Raw genomic sequence first — 20,773 nt, 5'->3', positions numbered from 1 at the left:
GGGCGGGGCGGGGCCGTACCGTCAGGCGTGCGCAGATCCACCACGAGGCACGGAAGGGCTGTTCTCAAATGACCGATGCTCCGCAGTGGTTCAAGTCCTCCTACAGCAACAACGGTGGCGCCTGCGTGGAGACCGCCGTCAACCTCGTCGCCGCGCACGGTGTCGTCCCCGTCCGTGACTCGAAGAACCCGGCCGGCCCCGTCCTGACCGTGGGCGCCTCCGCGTTCGCCTCCTTCGTGCAGGGCGTCAAGGGCGGCGCGCTCGGCCGCTGACGGCAGGCGCCTGGTATGCCCGGATCGTTAGCATTCGGTGCATGGCCATCAAACTTGAGAACGTCGGGATCGCCGTTCGCGACCTCGAAGCGGCGATCTCCTTCTTCACCGACCTCGGCCTCACGGTCGTCGGCCGGGACACGGTCAGCGGCGAGTGGACCGACACCGCCGTCGGCCTCGACGGCAATCACGCCAAGATCGCGATGCTCCAGACGCCGGACGGGCACGGTCGCCTTGAGCTCTTCGAGTACATCCACCCCGAAGCGATCGAGACGGAGCCCACCCGCCCCCACGAGATCGGCATGCATCGCGTCGCCTTCTCGGTCGACGACCTCGACGAGGCCCTGGAGGTGGCCGCGAGGCACGGGTGCCGTCCGCTTCGCGGGGTGGCGACCTACGAGGACGTCTACAAGCTCACGTACCTCCGAGGCCCCAGCGGCATCCTCGTGATGCTCGCCGAAGAGCTGAAGAGGAGCTGAAGAAGGGCTGACGGCGGTGAGGCCGACGCCCGTCCGTGAGGGCCGCGTAAGGTTCCTCACACCCGCCGCACCCCTGACCGTGCGCTTCCAAGGCTCTGGTCAGGGGTGTTCTGCGTTTCCAAGGGTTCTCGGCGCCTCACGGCCCGTTTCCATCCCAAAGAACAGCTTTGAGGTTCTCAAAGTTCAAGTGTTAACGTGTCGGCCATGACGACAGCAGTGCGCCCCTTCGACGCCCCGAGCACCCCGCTCGTGGCGCGCCTGCACGTCGATCTCTGCCGCTGTATGTCCGCGGTCTGTTGCCGCGCGCTCTGACCCGGCATCATGCAGCGGCCCGCGTGAATCCGCGTGTGCCGCACCCCCGTCCCCGTGTTTCCCCATACGCACCTGTGGAGTGTGTCCGTGTCCGCGTCCGCGTCCGTTTCCGCGCGTATACCCAAGGTCCCCTTCTGGGCCCAGATCGTCGCCGGTCTCGTGCTCGGCGTCCTGCTCGGGTGGCTCGCCCGCAGTCAGGACGTCGACTGGCTCAAGGAGACCCTGAGCCAGGTCGGCGGCATCTTCGTCCAGCTGCTCAAGCTGGCCGTCGCCCCGCTCGTCTTCTTCGCGATCCTGGTGTCGATCACCAACCTCCGGAAGGTCAACAACGCGGCCCGCCTCGCCGCCCAGACCCTCCTCTGGTTCATGATCACCTCGCTGATCGCGGTCGCGATCGGCCTCACGATCGGTCTGCTCACCAACCCCGGCGCCGGCACCGGCCTCACCCCGGCGGACGGCAAGGCGCCCGAGAACAAGGGCAGCTGGATCGACTTCCTCACCGGCATCGTGCCGACGGACGTCATCACGCCCTTCACCGAGCTGAACGTCCTCCAGATCGTCTTCATGGCCGCCGTCGCCGGCATCGCCGCCCTCAAGCTCGGCGAGAAGGCCCAGCCGATCCTCAGCCTCTCCGAGTCGGTCCTGGCGCTGCTCCAGAAGGCCCTGTGGTGGGTCATCCGCCTCGCGCCGATCGGCACCGCCGGTCTCATCGGCCGTGCCATCGTCAACTACGGCTGGGACCTGATCGGCAAGTACGCCACCCTCACCGCCGGCATCTACATCGGCTGCGCCCTGGTCCTCTTCGGCGTCTACCCGCTGCTGCTCGCCACCGTCGCCAAGCTCAGCCCGCTCCAGTTCTTCAAGGGCGCCTGGCCCGCCATCCAGCTGGCCTTCGTCTCCCGCTCCTCGGTCGGCACCATGCCGGTCACCCAGAAGGTCACCGAGCGCCTCGGCGTCCCGAAGGAGTACGCCTCCTTCGCCGTCCCGTTCGGCGCCACCACCAAGATGGACGGCTGCGCCGCGATCTACCCGGCGCTCGCCGCGATCTTCATCGCGCAGATCTTCGACGTGCAGCTGGGCATCAAGGAGTACCTGCTGATCGTCTTCGTCTCGGTCATCGGCTCGGCGGCCACCGCCGGTCTGACCGGCGCGACAGTCATGCTGACCCTGACGCTCTCCGCCCTGGGCCTCCCGCTGGAGGGCGTCGGCCTCCTCATGGCGATCGACCCGATCCTCGACATGGTCAGGACGGCCACGAACGTCGCCGGTCAGGCGCTCGTCCCGGTGATCGTCTCCTCCCGCGAGAAGATCCTCGACCGCGAGAAGTACGACACCGTCACCGCGTCCCCGGTGGACGACCGGGAGCCGGAGCCCGCGCTCGCGGCCTGAGCCCGCTCCGTACCACGGAAGTCCGCGTGCCCCTCGCCCCGTCCGGGCGGGGGGCACGTGCGTGTCTCCCGGCCGATCAGGGGGCTCCGTCCCTGAAAAGCGAACGCCGGTCTCCCCGTTGGGCCTTACCGCGCAGTAAGGTTACCGGCTAGTTAAAACCGCACCCCCTCCGCACTCCCGCACTTCCGTACCTCCGCACGGCCGCACTTCCGCTCCACGACGCACGACCTTCGTTCCTCGCGCAGAACCAAGGAGTCGCCCGTGTCGTACGACCCCGTCCACCTCACCCTCGTCGACGGACAGGTGCGGGAGGCCTCCGCCCCCGCCCTCGTGCCCCGGGTGGAGCGCGGCTCCCTCGCCGACCTGCCGTACGACAACGCCCGCCAGGACCCGGACGCCGTCGTCTTCTCCCGGAAGTCCTCCCGGGAGGGCGAAGCAGGTTCCTGGCGGGACGTCACCGCCGCCCGGTTCGCCGCCGACGTGCACGCCGTCGCCAAGGGGCTCATCGCCCACGGGTTGCGGCCCGGCGACCGGCTCGCGCTGATGGCCCGTACCACCTACGAGTGGACTCTGATCGACTTCGCCGCCTGGGCCGCCGGGCTCGTCACCGTCCCCGTCTACCCGACCTCCTCCGCCTTCCAGACCCGCTGGATCCTCCAGGACTCCGGGGCCGTCGCCTGCGTCGTCGAGGACGCCGACCAGGCGCGGCTCGTCTCCACCGAACGCCGGCAGCTGCCCGGCCTCGCCCACCTGTGGGTCCTCGACGCCGGGGCGGTGGAGCAGCTGCGGCAGGCCGGGCGGCGGGTCCCCGACGAGGCGGTGACCGCCCGGCGGGGGCTGCTCACCCCGGAGACCCTCGCCACCCTCGTCTACACCTCGGGCACCACCGGCCGGCCCAAGGGCTGCGCCCTCACCCACGCCAACTTCTTCGCCGAGGTCGACAACGCGGTCCGGCTCCTCCACCCGGTCTTCGCCCCCGAGGGCGGCGACCCCCCGTCCACGCTGCTCTTCCTGCCGCTCTCGCACGTCTTCGGGCGGATGGTGGCGGTGGGCTGCGTACGGGCGCGGGTACGGGTCGGGCACGCGCCGTCGGTGGAGGGCGAGGACCTCCTCGACGACCTGGCCTCCTTCCGGCCGACGTTCCTCCTCGCGATCCCGTACGTGATGGAGAAGGTCCACGACCGGGCACGGGCCACCGCCGAACGCGCGGGAAGGGGCGCCGCCTTCGACCGGGCCGCCCGGGCCGCCCGCCGCTTCGGGAGCACCGAGGCGCCCTCGCTCTCCGTGCGGGTGGCACGCGCCCTGTACGACCCGCTGGTCTACCGCCGGATCCGGCGGGCGCTGGGCGGGCGGGTGCGGTACGTGATCTGCGGCGGCTCGCCGCTGGGCGTACGGCTCGCGGAGTTCTTCCGGGGCGCGGGCGTCGAGGTCTTCGAGGGGTACGGCCTGACGGAGACCACGGCCGCGTCGACGGTCACCCCGCCGCTCGCGCCGCGCAACGGCACGGTGGGCCTGCCGCTGCCGGGCACGGCGGTGCGGATCGCCGACGACGGGGAGGTGTGGCTGAGCGGCCCGCACGTCTTCGCCGGCTACTGGGACGCGCGGCGCGGCACCGCCCTCCCGCACACGGACGGAGGCTGGTTCCCCACCGGCGACCTGGGCTCCCTCGACGAGGACGGCTACCTCACCATCACCGGCCGCAAGAAGGACCTCCTGATCACCTCGGCCGGCAAGAACGTGGCCCCGGCCCCGCTGGAGGACTGGCTGCGCGCCCACCCCCTGGTCGCCCAGTGCATGGTGGTCGGCGACGGCCGCCCGTACGTCTCCGCGCTGATCACCCTCGACCACGAGGGCCTGACGCACTGGCGGCGGATGCGGCGGAAGGACCACCTGGCGCTGTGGGAACTGGCCCGGGACGAGGAGCTGTTGGAGGTCGTCCAGAAGGCGGTGGACGACGCCAACCGGCTGGTCTCGCGGGCCGAGTCGATCCGCGCCTTCCGCGTCCTGACGACCGGGTTCTCCGAGACCTCGGGCCACCTGACGCCGTCCCTGAAGCTCAGACGGCGGGCGGTGCTGCGGGACTTCGCGCGCGAGATCGAGTCGATGTACGGGGAGGGCGCGGGCGCGTACGCCGAATAGCGGTCAGGGCCAGAGGAGTTCGCGGACCCAGCCGTCCGGGGTGCGGCGGTGGCGGAGGCGGAGGTGGCGGCGGCGGGCGTCGCCCTGGAAGAACTCGACCTCGGCCGGCTCGACGACGTACAGGGTCCAGGTCGGGGCGTCGGCGTCCGGCTCGGCCTCGGCGCGCCGCCAGGCCGCCTCGCTCGCCTCGGCGAGGGCCTCGGGCGAGTCGAGGACCTCGCTCTGCCGGCCGGTGAGCGCGGCGGCGAGGGCGCCGGTGGTACGGGCGTGGAGGTCCGCGTGCGCCTCCTCGGGTGTGCCGGTGGTGACGTGTCCCCGGACCCGGACCTGGCGCCCCTGCACGGGCCAGTAGAAGCCGAGCGCGGCCTCGGGGCGGGCGGCGAGCTGGCGGCCCTTGGCGCTGGTGGAGTGCGAGGCGAAGTGCCAGCCGCGCGCGTCGGCGTTGTGCAGCATCACGGTACGGACGTCGGGGCGCCCGTCCTCGTCGGCGGTGGCGAGCGAGAGCGTGTGCGGCTCCGCCTGCCCGGCGGCGACCGCCGCGAGGAACCAGGCGTGGAAGAGCGCGAGCGGTTCGTCCGGGGCGGTCGCCGGGTCGAAGGCGGGCAGCTCGGTGTCCCAGACGCGGAGGGAACGCAGGGCGTGGTGGAAGTCGGTCATGGGGCGAGCGTAGGCGGGGGCGCGGCCCGCGGCGGGGTCAGCCCCGGGCCAGGATCACCGTGCCGGAGGAGCAGAACCAGCCGCCCGTCCCGGAGGCGAGGGCCACCTCCGGGAGGGTGCCGTCGGGGCGGCGGATCTGGAGGCCGGGGGCCTCGCCGCGGAGCTGGCGGACCGCTTCGACCAGGAGGAAGAGGCCGCGCATGCCGGGGTGGCAGGCGGAGAGGCCGCCGCCGTCGGTGTTGACCGGCACCGCGTCCTTCTCCGTCACGTACGCGCCGCCCTCGCCCTTGGGGCAGAAGCCGAGGTCCTCCAGGGTGACCAGGGTCATGTAGGTGAAGGCGTCGTAGATCTCGGCGACGTCGACGTCGGCGGGGGTGACGCCGGCGCGCTCGAAGGCGAGGCGGCCGCTGACCGCGGCGGGGGAGACCGTGAGGTCCTCCCACTCGGACATCGTCGTGTGGGAGACGTGCTCGCCGGTGCCAAGCACCCAGACCGGCGCCTTCCGCGTGTCCGGTACGTACTCCTCCGCCACCAGCAGCACCGCGCAGCCCCCGTCGCTGCGGATGCAGCAGTGCAGCTTGGTGAAGGGGTCGGCGATCATCGGGCCGGACAGGACCTCGTCGACGGTGACCGGGTCGCGGAACATGGCCTCAGGGTTGAGCGCCGCGTTCGCCCGCGCCCGGACGGCGACCTCGGCGAGCTGCTCCAGGGTGGTCCCGTACTGGTGCATGTGACGGCGGGCGGCCATCGCGTACTTGGCGATCAGGGTGTGCCCGTAGGGGGCCTCGAACTGCAGCGGGCCGCGCGCGCCGAAGGAGAGGTTCGCGGTGCGGCGGCGGGCCCTGATGTCGGCGCGGGCGGTGGAGCCGTACACGAGGAGCACCGCGTTGGCGTGCCCGGCGGCGATCGCGTCGGCCGCGTGGGCGGCCATGACCTCCCAGGTGGCGCCGCCGACGGAGGTGGAGTCCACCCAGGTGGGGCGGAGGCCCAGGTACTCGGCGACCTCGACGGGCGCGAGCGTGCCGAGCCCGGCGGAGGCGAGGCCGTCGACGAGGGAGCGGTCGAGGCCGCTGTCGGCGAGGGCGCGGCGGGCGGCCTGGGCGTGCAGCGCGTACGGGGTGGCCTCGTCGACCCGGCCGCAGTCGGAGAGCGCGACACCGGCGACGGCGACCCGGCGCCGGGCGGGCCTGGACGGGGTGGTGGTGCCGTGGGCGGTCATGCATCTGACGGTACATCAGATTTGCGCGATCCGGGGGTGCGTCTCTCTGGCAAGGGGCCTTCCCTCGGCCTAGCATGACGGACCGTCAGATAGAGAGGGGGCTCCATGGAGACCGCCGACGGCGCGGACCTCGCCGCGTCCACCGAGGAACCGCTCACCGAGGAACCGCTCACCGAGGAACAGCGGGAGATCCGCCGCACCCTGCGGAAGCTGCTCGCCCGGCACGCCGGACCCCCGGCCGCCCGCACCGCCACCGCCACTACCCCCGAGGGGTACGACCCCGCCCTGTGGGCCCGCATGTCCGGCGAACTCGGCCTCGCCGGGCTCGCTCTCCCCGAGGAGTACGGAGGCACCGGCCGTGGCCTCCCGGAACTCGCCCTCGCCTGCGAGGAGACCGGCCGCGCCCTCGCATCCTCCCCGCTCCTCGCCACCAGCGCCCTCACCGCCCCGCTGATCGCCGCCCTCGGCACCCCCGCCCAGCGCGCCGAGCTGCTGCCCCGCATCGCCGGAGGCCGCCTCACCTGCGCGCTCGCCGTCCCCGGCGGCTCCCTCGCCCACGCCCTCGGCCTCACCGGCGACAACACCACCGGCGCCTGGTCCGGCGACGGCCGGGCCGGCGGCGTCCAGGCACGCCCCGCCCCCGACGGCTGGCTCCTCTACGGCGAGGCCGAGCAGGTCCTCGACGGGCACAGCGCGGGACTCCTCCTCGTCGCCGCCCACACCGGCGGCTTCGCCCGCAGCCGTACCCTTCTCTACCTCGTGACGGCCGGGGACGCGGGACCCGGCCTCGTCCGCACCCGCCGCACCGGCCTCGACCCCACCCGCCCCCAGGCCGGCGTCCAGCTCCGCGACGTACGCGCCGAACTCCTCGGCGAGGACCCCGAGGACCCCGCCGACGTCACCCGCGCCCTCGCCGCCGCGGGCCGTACCGCCGCCGTCCTCCTCGCCGCCGAGGCCACCGGAGCCGCCCGCGGCGCCCTGGACGCCGGTGAGCGCCGCCTCGCCGAGCTGTACGCGCGGATCGAGGCCGCCCGCACGCTCACGTACTGCGCCGCCCGCGAACCGGGACCCGGCCCCGAGGGCGGCCCCCTCGCCCTCGCCCAGGCCCTCGAAGCCCTGCGCGCCGCCGCCGGCGAGGCCCCGGAACGCGACGCCCCCCGCTACGCCGGACGCGCCGCCGCCGACGAACTCCTCTTCGGCCCCGCCGGACGCCTCCGCGCCCGCGCGGCCGAACGCACCGGACTTCTCCGAGGGGCGGCGGCCTGATGCCCGTAGGAAGGAAACTCGTCCAGAAGGTCTCCTCCACCCGGGCCTTCGCCAAGGTCGCGCCCCGCGTCATCCCCGCCCTCGACAAGGCCGTGCACCGGCTCACCAGGGGAAAGACGCTGCTCAGCGCCCAGATGCTGCCCGGCGTCGTACTCACCGCCACGGGCGCGAGGAGCGGACGGGAGCGGACCACCCCGCTCGCCTGCATGCCGGAGCCCGACCGGGGGACCTGGCTGCTCGTCGGCTCCAACTTCGGCCGCCCCGGCCACCCCGCCTGGACGGCCAACCTCCTCGCCCACCCGGACGCCGCCATCAGCTGGAAGGGCGAGACCATCCCCGTACGGGCCGAACGGCTGACGGGGGAGGAGCGGGCGGAGGCCTGGGCGGCGGTCCTCGCCTTCTGGCCCCCGTACGCCTCCTACCAGGCCCGCGTCGACCGCGAGATCCGGCTCTTCCGCCTCACCCGCAGGTGAGCGGCGCCCGGACACGACGACGCCGACGGCGGTACCGCCCACACGGAGGGGCGGCGACCGGCGTCGGCGTCGACGACAGGACGGGTGAAGGAGCGGGGGACCCGGTTGGACCCGGTTATCTGACCGGCTTCTTGCCGGTGATGCCCAGGTGCACCAACAGGGCCAGGTTCGGCTTGAGTTCGGCCTGCTTCACGCCCCAGGTGGTGAAGCCCTTCTGGTGGCCGGCGACCGAGGCCAGCATCGCCACCAGAGAGCCCGCCATGGCGGCCGCGCTGACCTCCTTGTCGACCTTGCCCTTGGCCTGGAGCTCCTTCACCGCGTCCGTCAGGGAGTTGGTGACCGAGTTCAGGATCTTCATGCGGATCTTGTAGAACCGCTTGTCGCCCTCGGCGGCACCGAGGTCCACGACCCGGAGGATCGCGTCGTGCTTCCGCCAGAAGTCGAGGAAGCCGTCGACGAGTTCCTCGGAGGTCTGCCAGGCCGCCTTGCCGACCCAGGAGCGGCCGGAGACCAGTTCGGTCAACCCGGCGCCCTCCTTCGCCATTTCCTCCGCGATCTCCAGGACGGCGCCCTCGACGTCCGGGAAGTACTGATAGAACGTCGCGGGTGAAGTACCCGCCTTCCGGGCCACGTCGATCACCTTGACGTCCCGGTACGGCGAGGAGCTGAGCATCTCACCGAGGCAGTCGAGCAGCTTCTGCCGCGTCGCCTGGCCGCGTCGTCCGGCCACGCGGCCGTCGACGGTGCGTACTTGTCCTGTCATGCCGTCAGCTTACCGAGGGGGGATCTGCGCGCGATTCGGCCGACTGCAAATGGGGTGCACCCCGTTCCCCGAGGTCGGCGGGGGTGTCCCCGGAAGCCGCAGGGACCGGATCCCGCCACGCCGCCCGACCCCCTCCCCGTACCGCCCGCCCGGGGAAGACCCCGCCCCCTTGTGAACAGGCTGTGGACAACACCAGGCGGACACCCTCCGGTCCCGGCTCCCTCCGGTCCCGGCTCCCCGCCCCGGACGGCGCACGCCGGAGCGCGCCCCCGCCCCCGCCGTCCTAGCGTGGAGACATGGCGGCATTCACAGAGGGCACCCCCTGCTGGGTGGAGGCGCAGCTCCCCGACCTGGAGGCGGGCAAGCGCTTCTACGGCGAGCTCTTCGGCTGGACCTTCGACGAGGACCGCGACGAGGCCCTGCTCGACGGGCGCCGGGTCGCCGGGCTCCTCCCCAAGCGGGACGGCCGCATGCCCACCACCTGGACCGTCTACCTCGCCACCGAGGACGCCGGCACCGTCGCCGCCCGCGTCAAGGCGGCGGGCGGACAGATGGTCATGGAGCCGTACCCCGTCGGCCCCTTCGGCGTCCTCGCCCTCGCCGCCGACCCCGGCGGCGCCGTCCTCGGACTGCGCCAGGCCGGCGAGGACGACGGCTTCGAGGTCGTGAACGAACCCGGCTCCTTCTGCTGGATGGAGATCTACACCCGCCGTCCCGGGCCCGTGGACACCTTCTACGCCTCCGTCTTCGGCTGGCTCGGCCGCCAGGCCGACCCCGAGGAGGAGGGCAAGGAACCCGGCTTCGACTACCGCGTCTGGTCCCCGCCCGGCTCCCGCCCCGGCGACGACAGCGCCTTCGGCGGCCGGGCCGTCATCACCGACGCCTTCCCCGCCGAGATGCCCGGCCACGTCCTCGTCTACTTCGCGGTCCGCGACTGCGACGACGCCTGCTCCACCACCGTCCGCCTCGGCGGCCGGGTCGCCGAACCCCCCGTCGACACCCCCTACGGCCGGATCGCCGTCCTCCACGACAACCAGGGCGCCCGCTTCGCCGTCCTCGCCGAACCGGACACCGAACCCACCCCCGTCGAGCCCCTCGTCTCCAAGCCGGAGGCCGACGAGCTCTCCACCGACACCGCCCGCCTCACCCGCCCCACACCCCCCGAGTCCCTCCCCCCGGAGCCGCCCGCCACCACGTGAGCGATCCACTCGATATGAGGTGTGACACCCCGATCCGCCCCCGGGTTCGCAACCAGGGCTCCGGACAGGAACAATCAGGGGTCGGGCCGTACCGTCATGGCCCGTACGGGGAGGTGGCAGGCAAGTGGAACAGCTGACGCAGCACGACCCGAGACGCATCGGGCCCTTCGAGGTGCTGGGCCGGCTCGGCGCGGGCGGCATGGGTCTCGTCTATCTCGCGCGGTCGGCGTCCGGCCGGCGGGTGGCGATCAAGACCGTGCGCACGGAGCTCGCGGAGGACCAGCTGTTCCGGGTCCGTTTCACCCGGGAGGTCGAGGCCGCCCGGGCGGTATCCGGTTTCTACACGGCCGCCGTCGTCGACGCCGACCCGCGCGCCGCCGTGCCGTGGCTCGCGACCGCGTACGTGCCCGCGCCCTCGCTGGAAGAGATAGTGAACGAGTGCGGGCCGCTGCCGGCCCAGGCGGTGCGCTGGCTCGCCGCCGGTGTCGCCGAGGCCCTGCAGTCCATCCACGGCGCCGGGCTCGTCCACCGCGACCTCAAGCCGTCGAACGTCCTCGTCGTCGAGGACGGCCCCCGGGTGATCGACTTCGGCATCGCGTCCGGCGTCTCCAACACACGGCTGACGATGACCAACGTCGCCGTGGGCACCCCCGCCTACATGTCGCCCGAGCAGGCCCGCGACTCGCGCAGCGTCACCGGCGCCAGCGACGTCTTCTCGCTCGGCTCCATGCTGGTCTTCGCCGCGACCGGGCACGCGCCCTTCCACGGCGCCAACCCGGTCGAGACCGTCTTCATGCTGCTGCGCGAGGGCCCCGACCTGGAGGGCCTGCCCGAGGAGCTGCGGCCCCTCATCGACGCGTGCATGCAGATGGACGTGGCCCAGCGGCCGACCCCGGCCGACCTCCAGGCCATGCTCGCCCCGCACCTCTTCGGGCCGGGCAGCGACGACAGCGGCACCGCCTCCGCGTGGCTGCCGCGCAGCGCCGTCGAGATGATCGAGATCCGTCGCGGTGGCCGGCCGACCCCGCCGCCCCCGGTCTCCCCGCCGCCTATGCCGCCGCGCCCGCCCGTCCCGTACGACGGGGGCGACCCGCGCGCGCCCGAGCCCGCCCATGCGGGCGGCCGGCACGCCGGGCCCGCCGAGCAGTCCGGCGGGCCGGTGCGGCTCGGCGGCGCCACCGTGCCGATCGGGCCCGGCCCCCGGGTCTCCGACACCCGGGCGGCCGTCGCCGTCGGCCAGGCCGCCGACCCGCACGCCACCGGCTGGCTCAGGCCGCCGGGCGGCGAACCGGCGCCGTCGCCCGAGGCCCCCGTCGTACCGCCGCAGCCCACGCCGACCCCGCCGCCCCCGCCGGGGCAGTGGCGGCCGTGGCGCTTCCGCATGTCCAACGACGTGTGGGGGACGCCGGTCGTCGACGGCGACCTGCTGTACGTGACCTCCTTCGAGGTGCACGCCCTTGACACCGGCAGCGGCCGGCGCCAGTTCAAGACGCGGGACGTGGCCTGGTCGATGGCGGTGGCCCAGGGCCGTATCCACGCCTCCGACGGGCCGACGCTGTACGCGCTCGACGCCGCCGACGGCAGCGAGCGGTGGCGGCTGCGTACCGACTCCTGGGTGTACTCCCTCCAGGTGGACCGGGGCACCGTCGTCACCGGCACCCGGGGCGGCGGCGTCCAGGGCTGGGAGGCGTCCAACGGCGCCAAGCTGTGGGAGATCACCGGCTGCCAGACCGACTTCGAGACCCCGGAGGCGGGCCCGGCCGTGCACGGCGACACCGTGTACGTGTGGCAGGACGCCCGGCTCCGCGCCCTCGACGCCCGGACGGGCACCGAACGCTGGTCGTACCCGATCGGCGACGCCGCCTCCTGCGGGCACGTGCCGGTCAGGGTCGCCCCCGCCGAGGACGGCTGCGTGTACGTCTCCGCCGGCACCCGCGTCCTGTCGATCGACATCGCGGCCGGGCACGTCCGCTGGCACTTCGAGGCGCCCGCCGTCTTCCTCTCGCCGCCCGCCTTCGCGCCCGGCCCGGCCGTCACCGGCGGCGGCGTGTACCTCGCCGACCACCTCGGCACGGTGTACGCGCTCGACGCCACCACCGGCCAGGACCGGTGGCGGATCGCGACCGAGGCGCGCCAGTCGTCCGAGCCGGTGCTCGTCGCGGCCGGCAACGTGCACGTCGGCAGCGGCAGCGCGCTCTACACCCTGGACGCGGTCACCGGCACCCCCAGGTGGCGGTTCGCGGCCGGCGGCGAGCTGGTCGGCGCCCCCGTCGTCGCCGACGGCCGGGTCCACTTCGGCTCCGCCGACCACGTCCTCTACACGCTGGACGCGACCGGCGGGCAGCTCCGCTGGAAGCTCGCCACCGGCGGCGAGATCACCGGCTCGCCGGTGGCGAAGGGCGGGGTCGTGTACGCGTGCAGCAAGGACCGCTGCGTGTACGCGCTCGACGCGGCGAAGGGCACGGCGACCGGCCGGGGCGCCGGGGTCCCGCGCTAGGCCCGGTGGTGACCGCCCTGGTCGGGCGGGGGCTCGGGGTACGGCATGGACCGGGTCTCGGCGTCGCCCACGGGCCCGGCGGGTGGCGGTGCGACCGGCGGGCCGTCGAGCGTCGGGTGCGTGGGCGGCGGTGCGGCCGGTTCCAGGCGGTGGCTCTTGGGCCGGCCGGACATGACGAGGGCGCCGAGGAGGAGCAGGACCCCGCCGCCGAGGGCGTTCGCGACGCCGTCGCCGAGGCCGCGCCCGCCGCCGGAGAGGACCAGACCGCCCTCGGCCTGTCCGACCCGCACCATCCACAGGACGGTGAAGCCGAGGACGACCGTCCCGGCGGCGGCGACGAGCAGCCGGGAGCGCAGCACCACCCCGAGGAGGGCGACGAGGGCGGCGAAGGCGAAGGGCAGCAGGATCGAGCCGATGACCGCGGCCTTGGTGTCGGTGATGCCGCCGAAGAGGTCCCCGATCGGGTAGTCGCGTCCGTGACGGCCGTCGTACCAGGCACGGAAGGGGCTCCAGACGGCGGCCGTCGCTCCGGCGAGGGCCAGGACCGAGCCGACGACGTTGCGGATCATCGAGCGGCCTCCTCGGGGGCTTCGCGGTCCGGCTCTCTCGTTGTCGACGCTACGCCCGGTGCGGGGCGCCCGCCACGCGGCACCGGCGCCCCCCCGCTAGGGTGTGGCGCGCACATGACGAGACGGGGCGCGGGGGAGAGGGCGATGACACGGACCCGGCTGAAGATGGCCGCCGCACTGACGGTGGTGGTGCTGGCGCTGACCGGCTTCCAGACGAGCACGGGCGGCAAGAGCGGCAGCGGAAAGAGCAAGAGCAAGAGCAGCGGCGGAGGTGGCTGCTCCAGCTCGAAGAAGAACAACCGCGACTACGGCTCGGGCTCCGGCTACGACGGTTCCGGTTCCGGCTCCGGCTACGACGGCTCCGGTTCGAGCGGGTCCGGTTCGAGCGGGTCCGGCGGCTCGGGCAGCGACTACACCACCGAGCCCACGCCCTCTCCCTCCCCGTCGGACACCACCGTGAACGTGACCGTCGTCGACTGCGTGGACCCCGCGCAGAAGAAGAGCAGGAGCAGGCCCGCCCGCAAGGCGGACACGACGGCGACGCTGCGGATCGCCAACGACGGCCTGTACAGCACCACCGCCACCTACCGGGTGACCCTGGAGTTCCGGGGCGCCACCGGCTCCGTGGTCGACACGGCGACGGCGACGGTGACGGTGGGTGCCGGGGAGCGGAAGGACTTCGACGTGAAGATGGCGCGCCCCGGGCTCGTCGACAAGGTGAGGAAGTGCGTGGTCGGGGACGCGTACGAGGTGTAGGCCCCCACGGCGGCCGGAGCTGATGTACTTCGACGCCGGTCGAACCACCTCTCTGTGTGCCGTGGTACGACTTTTACGGCTCCAGTGTTGGAGCCGTGGGCTCCTGACCAGAGCCTTTTCTCGCATGCGACACAGGGGGATGCATGAAGGCGCAGGGGGACTTCTCGCGTGACGGCGTTCTGGGGGCGTCCGCGGCCAGTGGGGCGGCTTCGCGTTCCCCCCTGCGCCGCTTCCTTCTTTCCGAGCCGTCGAACCCGTTGGCCGCCGCCGCTCTGGTGACCGCCCTGGTGTACGGGGCCCTGCTCCTGGTTCGCCTCGTCCTCTCGGCTTCCCTCTTCCAGGGAATGGACGTCGTGTTCGTCCCGGCGACCTTCGCCCTGGCGTTCGCGGCGCGCGTGCTCGTCGCGAAGCGCCGACGGCAGACGGCCTGAGCGGCACGCGGTAGGGGCCCTGCGCGAGGTACGGGCCCCTACCGCGTCCGGTACCCCGTCCGCCGCCCCGTGAACAGCTCCGTCTGCCGGTCCGCCGGCAGGTTGCCGAGGGTCACCAGGTGCGGGGCCTGGGCGAGGGCCTGGGGTCTGAGGGACTCCTTGGCCGTCCAGAGGGCGCGGACGGTGCCCTGGACGGCTTCCGTCGGGTAGGAGGCGATGACGGCTGCCGCCTTTCGCGCGGCGGGCAGGGCTTCGCCGGGTTTCGTCACCTCGCTGACCAGGCCCGTCTCGTACGCCCTCCCCGCCGAGATCCGTTCGGCGGAGCCCATGAGGGCCATTCGGGCGATCTCGCCGAAGGGCATCCGCTGGGCCATGTGGATGGTTTCGAAGGCGCTGGCCATGCCGTAGGTGACGTGGGGGTCGAAGAACTCGGCGGTTTCGCCCGCGATGAGGAACTCGGCCTCGCCGAGGAGGTAGAAGACGCCGCCGCAGGCCATCCCCTCGACGGCGGCGATCACCGGTTTCCACAGGTCGTTGGCCTTGGGGCCGATCGTGATCAGCGGGTCGTCGATGGTGTACGGGGACGGGGGCTGCGGCACCCGGCCCGCGTCGTCGCGGTCGATGCCGGTGCAGAAGGCCCGGCCGCCGGCGCCCGTGACGACGATCGCCCGTACCTCGTCCTCGTAGCGGAACGCCCGCCAGACGGCGGCGAGTTCGCGGGCCATGGCGAGGGTGAGGGCGTTGTGGCGTTCGGGGCGGTCGAGGGTGACGACGGCGACGCCGGTCGCCTTGTCCCGTTCCAGGGTGATCGTCATCCGCGCTCCAGGATCCAGCGGGGGACGGCGATGCCGTCGATCTCGGTGAAGGCGACGCGGACGGGGGCGCCGATGCGGAGGCGGGCCGGGTCGACGGAGTCGAGGCGGGCGTCGGGGGCGGCGACGACGTTGCCGGCGAGGCGGATGCGGGGGGCGTCGGCGAGTTCGACGAGGACCGCGTTGTAGGGGGCCTGGTCGGCGTAGTCGGGGAGGAGCGGGGGGTGCGGGAGCACGTACGACCAGATGCGGCCCCGGCCGGACATCCGGCGCCATTCGGTGGCGAAGGAGTGGCAGTGCGGGCAGCAGGGGCGGGGCGGGAAGCGGAGTTCGCCGCAGCCCGGTTCGGCGCAGGCCTGGACGCGGAGTTCGCCGCGCGCGGTGAACTCCCAGAAGGGGGCGCCGTCTTCGTCGATGACGGGGGTCAGCATCGGTCAACTCCTCAGGAGCAGGGCCGAGGTGGGGACGCCCTCACCCGCCGTGACGAGGCAGGTGGCGGCGCCGGGGACCTGGGCGGTGGAGGTGCCGCGGAGCTGCTTCACGCCCTCGGTGATGAGGTTGAAGCCGTGCACGTACGCCTCGGAGAGACCGCCGCCGCCGGTGTTGAGGGGGAGCCGGCCGCCGAGTTCGAGGGCGCCGCCCTCGGTGAAGGCGCCGCCCTCGCCGCGCCCGCAGAAGCCGTAGCCCTCCAGGGAGAGCGGCACGAGGGGGGTGAAGGCGTCGTAGATCTGGGCGACGTCCACGTCGGCCGGGCCGAAGTCGGCGGTCTTCCACAGGTGGCGGGCGGCGGTCCAGGCGGGGCCGGTGAGCGGGTCGTCGTTCCAGTAGTTGACCATGCCGTGGTGCTGGGCGGGCAGCCCCTGGGCGGCGGAGTGGACGTAGACGGGCCGCCGGCGGCAGTCGCGGGCCCGTTCGGCGGAGACGACGACGCAGGCGAGGGCGCCGTCGGTCTCCAGGCAGTTGTCGTAGAGGCAGAGGGGTTCGCTGATCCAGCGGGAGGTCATGTACATCTCGCGGGTCAGCGGGCGCTCGTACATGATCGCGGCCGGGTTCTGGTTGGCGCGGTTGCGGCAGGCGAGGGCGACGTTGAAGAGGTGGTCGCGGGTGGCGCCGTACTCGTGCATGTAGCGGCGGGCGAGCATGCCGATCTCGTCGGCGGGGCGGAGCAGCCCGAAGGGGCGGGTCCACTGGCCGGGGGTGGGCAGCTGGACGGCGGTGTTCTTCCAGGGGCGGGGGCCCGAGCCGCGCTTGCGGGACCGCCAGGCGACGCCGACGCTCGCCTGACCGGCGGCTATGGCGGCGGCGAGGTGGCCGACGGTGGCGCAGGAACCGCCGCCGCCGTAGCCGACCTTGGAGAAGAAGGTGACGTCACCGGCGCCGATGGCCTTGGCGACCTCGACCTCGTCGGTCTCCTCCATCGTGTAGGAGGCGAAGGCGTCGACCTCGCCGGGGTCGATCCCGGCGTCGTCGAGGGCGGCCAGGACCGCCCGGCAGGCGAGGGTCTTCTCGGACTCGGGGAGGTGCTTCGCGAAGGGTGTCTGGCCGATCCCGACGATGGCTGTGGCGTCCTTGAGCACCGGACCTCCTCATGGGTGCGGTGATGCAGCACTGCTGACAGCGCGTCAGGGTACAACTAATCTGACGGATAGTCAGCTAGAGGGAGAGTGGGGGTACGGTCATGCGCGGTGACCTGGAGTGGGGCACGATCCCGGGACTCGTACGGGCGGCGGGGGAGCGGTACGGCGAGCGCGAGGCGGTCGCTGAGGGCCGTACCCGCGTCTCGTACGCCGAACTCGCCGCCCGCGTCGAGCGGTCCGCCGCCGCCTGCCTGGCCGCCGGGACACGCGTGGGGGACCGGGTCGCGATCTGGGCGCCCAACAGCCTCGACTGGATCGTCGCCGCCCTCGGCGCCGTCACCGCGGGCGCCGTCCTCGTCCCCCTCAACACCCGCTTCAAGGGCACCGAGGCCGCCGACGTCCTAGCCCGCTCCCGCGCCCGGCTCCTCTTCGTCACCGGCACCTTCCTCGGCACCTCGTACGTCGCGTCCCTGCGCCGCGCCGGAGTGCCCCTGCCGCACCTGGAACGGGTCGTCGTCCTCGGCGACACCGCGCCCGACGAGGACGGCTGGACCACCTGGAAGGCGTTCCTCGCGGGCGGCGACCGGATCCCCGCCGAACGCGTCCGGGCCCGCGCCGACGCCGTCGACCCCGACGGTCCCTCCGACATCGTCTACACCTCCGGCACCACCGGCCGCCCCAAGGGCGCCGTCATCAGCCATGCCCAGACCCTGCGCTGCTACGAGGAGTGGGCGGCGCTCGCCGGTCTCGCCGAGGGCGACCGCTACCTCGTCGTGAACCCCTTCTTCCACACCTTCGGCTACAAGGCGGGCGTCCTCGCCTGCCTGATGCGCGGTGCGGTGATCGTGCCGCAGCCCGTCTTCACCGCCGACACCGTCCTCGCCAACATCGCCGCCGAACGGATCACCGTCCTCCCCGGCCCGCCCACCCTCCACCAGTCGCTCCTCGACCACCCGGCCCGCGCCGCCCACGACCTGTCCACCCTCCGCCTGGTCGTCACCGGCGCCGCCGTCGTCCCCCTGCGGCTCGTCGAACGCCTCCGTACCGAACTGGGCATCGGCACCGTCCTCACCGCGTACGGCCTCTCCGAGGCGAGCGGCCTGGTCACCATGTGCCGCCGCGACGACCCCGACGAGACGATCGCCACCACCTCCGGCCGGCCCGTCCCCGGCACCGAGGTCCGCCTCTCCGAGGCGGGCGAGGTCCTGGTCCGGGGCCACAACGTGATGCGCGGCTACTTCGAGGACGAGGCGGCGACGGCCGCCGCGATCGACGCGGACGGCTGGCTGCGCACCGGCGACATCGGCGTCCTCGACGAGGCGGGCAACCTGCGGATCACCGACCGCCTCAAGGACATGTTCATCGTTGGCGGCTTCAACGCCTACCCGGCCGAGATCGAGCAACTCCTCGGCCTCCACCCGGACATCGCCGACGTCGCCGTCATCGGCGTCCCCGACGGGCGGCTCGGGGAGGTCGGGTGCGCGTTCGTGGTGCGGCGGCCGGGCGCCACGCTCACCGCGGACGACCTGATCGCCTGGTCACGGCGGGAGATGGCGAACTACAAGGTGCCCAGGCGGGTCGAGTTCGTGGAGGAACTGCCTCGCAACGCCAGCGGGAAAGTCGTCAAGGGGGAGCTTCGGAAGCGGAGTTGAGGCGGTAGACGAGCCGCTTCGGGGGAGTGGGATCCGGTTCGGAGAACTAGAATCCGATTACGGAAAAGGGTCGGTGACTGCAACCGGCCCGCCTCGTGTACACGTCATACGGGCGACGCGCGCCCCTCCGTCCCCGTCCGCATCCTTCCCCGAGGAGCAGCAGGTGTCCACGCAGGAGATCCCCCTCACGCTCACCCCGCAGCAGGCCGCCACCGGCGTCGTCATACCGGTGAACCTGCCGGCCACCGGCCCCACCCGGCTCCACGTCCCGCCCTGCCGCCACGGCGACCTCGTCCCCGTCCAGCTCGCCGGCGCGACCGTCCTCCTCCGCATCACGGTCGCGGCAGGACAGGCCCCGCAGCGGCGGAAGTCCGGCGTCGCGGGCTGCCTCGTCCCGCTCCTCGTCATCGGCGGGGTGATCGGCGGCGCGTACCTCTTCAGCCAGGGCGACAAGGACGACAGGCCCGAATCCCGGCGCCCCGTCCCCACCTTCTCGGTCTCGCCCTTCCCCAGCCTCGACCTCGACGGCCTGAACCTCGACCCCACCGCGACCGCCACCCCCACGGAGAAGGAGCCCGACCCGTACCGGAAGGGCACCTGCCTCAACGGCACCCTGCCGGACTCGGAGACCGCGCAGTCCGTCAGCGGCGTCGAGGAGGTGCCCTGCTCGGCCTCGGACGCCCACTACAAGGTCATCCAGACCTTCCCCTTCACCTCCGACATGAACAAGTGCAACGCCAACCCCAAGACGGAGTACGCCTTCTCGCACCGCTACACCCTGAACGGCGCCACCATCAACGAGTACGTCTACTGCCTGGTCGGCCTCGGCTCCTACGCCCGCGGCTGACCGCTCACCCCGCGCGGGCGAGGAGGACGATCCCGGCCTCGTCCCGCACCACCCGCCACGCCGGGTCCGAGGCCGTCTCCCACAGCACCCCGTCCGTCGCCCCCGCCGGGAACCCGTCCGCGCGATCCAGGACCAGCCACTCCACGGCCGGCTCCCGGTCGAGCAGCCCCGGCGCCGCGAGCCGTACCACCGTCCGGTCCGTCAGGTGCGGGGCGAGCGTGTTGCTCGCCGCCACCCGCACCCCGTCCGGAACCCGCTCCACCGCCGCCCGCGCCGCCGCCTCGCGCGGGCTCTCCCGCCAGAAGCCGGGGGTGGCGAGCTGTGCGGTCGGCTGGAGGGGCAGGAGCAGGAGTACGGCTCCGAGCGGTACGGCCAGGGGGAGCCGCGCCCCGCGCAGCCCCGGCACCGGCAGCCGCGCCCCGCGCCGCAGCGCGTCCACCAGGGCCGCGAAGGCGATCGGTACGAGCACGGCCGAGTAGTGCAGCCCCGGTTCCCAGTGGGACGGTACCGACGAGGTGAACCGCCAGGCCAGCGTGGGCAGCAGCAGCCACGCCAGCGGGCTGCGCAGCACCAGGCCGCCGGTGACGGCGAGCAGCGCGAGGACGGTGAGCACCTTCACGGACCAGCCGTCGAGGATCCCGTACGCGCCGCCGACCTGCTCGGCGTACAGATAGCGTCCGTCGGGCGCGAAGCCCGGGATCACCACCTTGAGGACGAGGAGCGTGGCGAGCACCGACCCACCGGCGAGGAACCACCCCGCCCGCCGCTCCCGCCGGTCCCGCGCCCGGTACGCGATCAGCAGCCCGAGGACGGCGGCCGTCGCCCCCAGGTCCTCCTTCACGAGCAGCAGCCCCGCCGCCCACCAGGCGGCGGCCCGCAACCGCCCGTCCAGATACGCCCGGCAGGCCAGCGCCAGCAGCGGCAGCGCGAACGCCACCTCGTGGAAGTCGAAGCCGACCAGCGTCTGCACGCCCCACGCGAGCCCGCACGCCAGGCCGACGACAGGCCCGGCGAACGGCCGTGCGGGCAGGTGCCGTTGGGCGGTCCGCCCGGTCACGTACACCGCCACCGCGACGAGCGCCGCCTGCGCGACGAGCAGCACCTCCACGTGCGGCACCAGCCGGTACACCGGCCCGAGGAGCGCGAGCACCGGATGGAAGTGGTCCCCGAGCAGCGGCAGCGCCTCGCCCGCGAAACCGGCCGGGGCGGTCGCCGTCCGGATCTCCGAGGCGGGCAGCCGCCCCTCCGCCCACGACCGCACGGCCTGCCCGAAGATCCCCAGGTCGTAGCCGGTCGTCCGGAAGCGGGCGTGGTTGCGCAGCGCGAAGGCGGTGTGCAGGAGGAAGAGGGCGGCGGCGACGAGCGCGGGCCCGGTCCGGGGCAGGACGGCGGGCCCGGGGCGCGCCGGAGCCCCGGGCCTCCCGGCCGTGGTGATCATGAGCATGGCCGCAGCCTCGCCGGGAG

General features: G+C 73.4%; 20 protein-coding genes. 12 read left to right on the top strand and 8 right to left on the bottom strand.

Annotated elements, in window-relative coordinates; translation table 11 throughout:
• The first annotated feature begins 68 nt into the window (after positions 1–68).
• From QK442_RS07475 to QK442_RS07460, 4 genes are all read left to right on the top strand, one after another.
• On the top strand, positions 69–272 hold the full coding sequence (locus QK442_RS07475; protein ID WP_282693048.1) for a DUF397 domain-containing protein: 204 nt from the start codon (positions 69–71) through the stop codon (positions 270–272).
• A gap of 41 nt (positions 273–313) precedes the next feature.
• Positions 314–751, top strand: a complete 438-nt coding sequence (locus QK442_RS07470) for a VOC family protein (protein WP_282693047.1) — start codon at positions 314–316, stop codon at positions 749–751.
• A 393-nt stretch (positions 752–1,144) separates the two neighbouring features.
• A complete protein-coding gene (locus tag QK442_RS07465) occupies positions 1,145–2,452 on the top strand; it encodes a dicarboxylate/amino acid:cation symporter (protein ID WP_282693046.1) in 1,308 nt (435 codons plus the stop codon).
• Positions 2,453–2,713: 261 nt separating this feature from the next.
• Complete coding sequence (locus tag QK442_RS07460) at positions 2,714–4,591, top strand: AMP-dependent synthetase/ligase (RefSeq protein WP_282693045.1); 1,878 nt, start codon at positions 2,714–2,716, stop codon at positions 4,589–4,591.
• Positions 4,592–4,594: 3 nt separating this feature from the next.
• Here the strand turns inward: QK442_RS07460 and QK442_RS07455 are convergent, their stop codons facing one another.
• Both QK442_RS07455 and QK442_RS07450 read right to left on the bottom strand, forming a co-directional pair.
• The gene (locus QK442_RS07455) at positions 4,595–5,248 is read right to left on the bottom strand and encodes a pyridoxal 5'-phosphate synthase (RefSeq protein ID WP_282693044.1); all 654 of its coding nucleotides are present in this window, start codon (positions 5,246–5,248) and stop codon (positions 4,595–4,597) included.
• A gap of 37 nt (positions 5,249–5,285) precedes the next feature.
• Complete coding sequence (locus QK442_RS07450; protein ID WP_282693043.1) at positions 5,286–6,467, bottom strand: acetyl-CoA acetyltransferase; 1,182 nt, start codon at positions 6,465–6,467, stop codon at positions 5,286–5,288.
• Between the two features lie 105 nt (positions 6,468–6,572).
• On the opposite strand from QK442_RS07450, the gene QK442_RS07445 reads away from it, so the two are divergent.
• Both QK442_RS07445 and QK442_RS07440 read left to right on the top strand, forming a co-directional pair.
• Positions 6,573–7,733 (top strand): acyl-CoA dehydrogenase family protein, encoded by a 1,161-nt coding sequence (locus QK442_RS07445; RefSeq protein WP_282693042.1) that lies wholly within the window; start codon positions 6,573–6,575, stop codon positions 7,731–7,733.
• A complete protein-coding gene (locus QK442_RS07440; protein WP_282693041.1) occupies positions 7,733–8,206 on the top strand; it encodes a nitroreductase family deazaflavin-dependent oxidoreductase in 474 nt (157 codons plus the stop codon). The genes QK442_RS07445 and QK442_RS07440 overlap by 1 nt, the downstream gene beginning before the upstream one ends.
• A 115-nt stretch (positions 8,207–8,321) precedes the next feature.
• On the opposite strand, the gene QK442_RS07435 is transcribed toward QK442_RS07440, so the two are convergent.
• On the bottom strand, positions 8,322–8,969 hold the full coding sequence (locus QK442_RS07435; protein WP_282693040.1) for a TetR family transcriptional regulator: 648 nt from the start codon (positions 8,967–8,969) through the stop codon (positions 8,322–8,324).
• 296 nt (positions 8,970–9,265) lie between these two features.
• Between QK442_RS07435 and QK442_RS07430 the strand changes: the two genes are divergently transcribed.
• Both QK442_RS07430 and QK442_RS07425 read left to right on the top strand, forming a co-directional pair.
• Complete coding sequence (locus tag QK442_RS07430) at positions 9,266–10,168, top strand: VOC family protein (RefSeq protein ID WP_282693039.1); 903 nt, start codon at positions 9,266–9,268, stop codon at positions 10,166–10,168.
• Positions 10,169–10,292: 124 nt separating this feature from the next.
• Complete coding sequence (locus QK442_RS07425; RefSeq protein ID WP_282693038.1) at positions 10,293–12,665, top strand: PQQ-binding-like beta-propeller repeat protein; 2,373 nt, start codon at positions 10,293–10,295, stop codon at positions 12,663–12,665.
• Here the strand turns inward: QK442_RS07425 and QK442_RS07420 are convergent.
• Positions 12,662–13,234, bottom strand: coding sequence for a hypothetical protein (locus QK442_RS07420; RefSeq protein WP_282693037.1), 573 nt, complete (start codon positions 13,232–13,234; stop codon positions 12,662–12,664). The genes QK442_RS07425 and QK442_RS07420 overlap by 4 nt on opposite strands.
• A 144-nt stretch (positions 13,235–13,378) precedes the next feature.
• Here QK442_RS07420 and QK442_RS07415 point away from each other — a divergent pair, with 144 nt between their 5' ends.
• Together QK442_RS07415 and QK442_RS07410 are read left to right on the top strand one after the other, a co-directional pair.
• Entirely contained in the window at positions 13,379–13,990 is a 612-nt protein-coding gene (locus QK442_RS07415) for a hypothetical protein (protein ID WP_282693036.1), read from the top strand.
• A 143-nt stretch (positions 13,991–14,133) separates the two neighbouring features.
• Positions 14,134–14,421 carry a hypothetical protein gene (locus tag QK442_RS07410; RefSeq protein WP_282693035.1) on the top strand — a complete coding sequence of 96 codons (288 nt, stop codon included), beginning with the start codon at positions 14,134–14,136 and terminating at the stop codon, positions 14,419–14,421.
• Between the two features lie 38 nt (positions 14,422–14,459).
• Here QK442_RS07410 and QK442_RS07405 read toward each other — a convergent pair whose 3' ends face one another.
• From QK442_RS07405 to QK442_RS07395, 3 genes are read right to left on the bottom strand one after another with little or no spacing between them, the layout of a single operon-like run.
• On the bottom strand, positions 14,460–15,236 hold the full coding sequence (locus tag QK442_RS07405) for an enoyl-CoA hydratase/isomerase family protein (RefSeq protein ID WP_282693034.1): 777 nt from the start codon (positions 15,234–15,236) through the stop codon (positions 14,460–14,462).
• Entirely contained in the window at positions 15,233–15,664 is a 432-nt protein-coding gene (locus QK442_RS07400) for an OB-fold domain-containing protein (protein ID WP_282693033.1), read from the bottom strand. Before QK442_RS07400 ends, QK442_RS07405 begins: the two co-directional genes overlap by 4 nt.
• Positions 15,665–15,667: 3 nt before the next feature.
• The gene (locus QK442_RS07395) at positions 15,668–16,810 is read right to left on the bottom strand and encodes a lipid-transfer protein (RefSeq protein ID WP_282693032.1); all 1,143 of its coding nucleotides are present in this window, start codon (positions 16,808–16,810) and stop codon (positions 15,668–15,670) included.
• Between the two features lie 101 nt (positions 16,811–16,911).
• On the opposite strand from QK442_RS07395, the gene QK442_RS07390 reads away from it, so the two are divergent.
• Together QK442_RS07390 and QK442_RS07385 are read left to right on the top strand one after the other, a co-directional pair.
• Positions 16,912–18,462: a FadD3 family acyl-CoA ligase gene (locus QK442_RS07390; protein WP_282693031.1), complete on the top strand. Its 1,551-nt coding sequence runs from the start codon at positions 16,912–16,914 to the stop codon at positions 18,460–18,462.
• Positions 18,463–18,625: 163 nt separating this feature from the next.
• Positions 18,626–19,309: a hypothetical protein gene (locus QK442_RS07385; protein ID WP_282693030.1), complete on the top strand. Its 684-nt coding sequence runs from the start codon at positions 18,626–18,628 to the stop codon at positions 19,307–19,309.
• Positions 19,310–19,313: 4 nt separating this feature from the next.
• Here the strand turns inward: QK442_RS07385 and QK442_RS07380 are convergent, their stop codons facing one another.
• The gene (locus QK442_RS07380) at positions 19,314–20,753 is read right to left on the bottom strand and encodes a DUF2079 domain-containing protein (RefSeq protein ID WP_282693029.1); all 1,440 of its coding nucleotides are present in this window, start codon (positions 20,751–20,753) and stop codon (positions 19,314–19,316) included.
• Between the last annotated feature and the right edge of the window lie 20 nt (positions 20,754–20,773).

The organism is Streptomyces sp. CC208A, from assembly GCF_030010625.1.
Taxonomy (GTDB): Bacteria; Actinomycetota; Actinomycetes; order Streptomycetales; family Streptomycetaceae; genus Streptomyces.
Note: the sequence above shows the minus strand (reverse complement) of the source record. Positions and strands in the feature narration are given on the sequence as shown.

Coding starts and splice junctions, on each gene's coding strand:
- QK442_RS07430 (WP_282693039.1), top strand. CDS start 9,266: ATGGCGGCATTCACAGAGGGCACCCCCTGCTGGGTGGAGGCGCAGCTC.
- QK442_RS07405 (WP_282693034.1), bottom strand. CDS start 15,236: ATGACGATCACCCTGGAACGGGACAAGGCGACCGGCGTCGCCGTCGTC.
- QK442_RS07475 (WP_282693048.1), top strand. CDS start 69: ATGACCGATGCTCCGCAGTGGTTCAAGTCCTCCTACAGCAACAACGGT.
- QK442_RS07380 (WP_282693029.1), bottom strand. CDS start 20,753: ATGCTCATGATCACCACGGCCGGGAGGCCCGGGGCTCCGGCGCGCCCC.
- QK442_RS07455 (WP_282693044.1), bottom strand. CDS start 5,248: ATGACCGACTTCCACCACGCCCTGCGTTCCCTCCGCGTCTGGGACACC.
- QK442_RS07390 (WP_282693031.1), top strand. CDS start 16,912: ATGCGCGGTGACCTGGAGTGGGGCACGATCCCGGGACTCGTACGGGCG.
- QK442_RS07445 (WP_282693042.1), top strand. CDS start 6,573: ATGGAGACCGCCGACGGCGCGGACCTCGCCGCGTCCACCGAGGAACCG.
- QK442_RS07400 (WP_282693033.1), bottom strand. CDS start 15,664: ATGCTGACCCCCGTCATCGACGAAGACGGCGCCCCCTTCTGGGAGTTC.
- QK442_RS07410 (WP_282693035.1), top strand. CDS start 14,134: ATGAAGGCGCAGGGGGACTTCTCGCGTGACGGCGTTCTGGGGGCGTCC.
- QK442_RS07420 (WP_282693037.1), bottom strand. CDS start 13,234: ATGATCCGCAACGTCGTCGGCTCGGTCCTGGCCCTCGCCGGAGCGACG.
- QK442_RS07440 (WP_282693041.1), top strand. CDS start 7,733: ATGCCCGTAGGAAGGAAACTCGTCCAGAAGGTCTCCTCCACCCGGGCC.
- QK442_RS07435 (WP_282693040.1), bottom strand. CDS start 8,969: ATGACAGGACAAGTACGCACCGTCGACGGCCGCGTGGCCGGACGACGC.
- QK442_RS07415 (WP_282693036.1), top strand. CDS start 13,379: ATGACACGGACCCGGCTGAAGATGGCCGCCGCACTGACGGTGGTGGTG.
- QK442_RS07450 (WP_282693043.1), bottom strand. CDS start 6,467: ATGACCGCCCACGGCACCACCACCCCGTCCAGGCCCGCCCGGCGCCGG.
- QK442_RS07470 (WP_282693047.1), top strand. CDS start 314: ATGGCCATCAAACTTGAGAACGTCGGGATCGCCGTTCGCGACCTCGAA.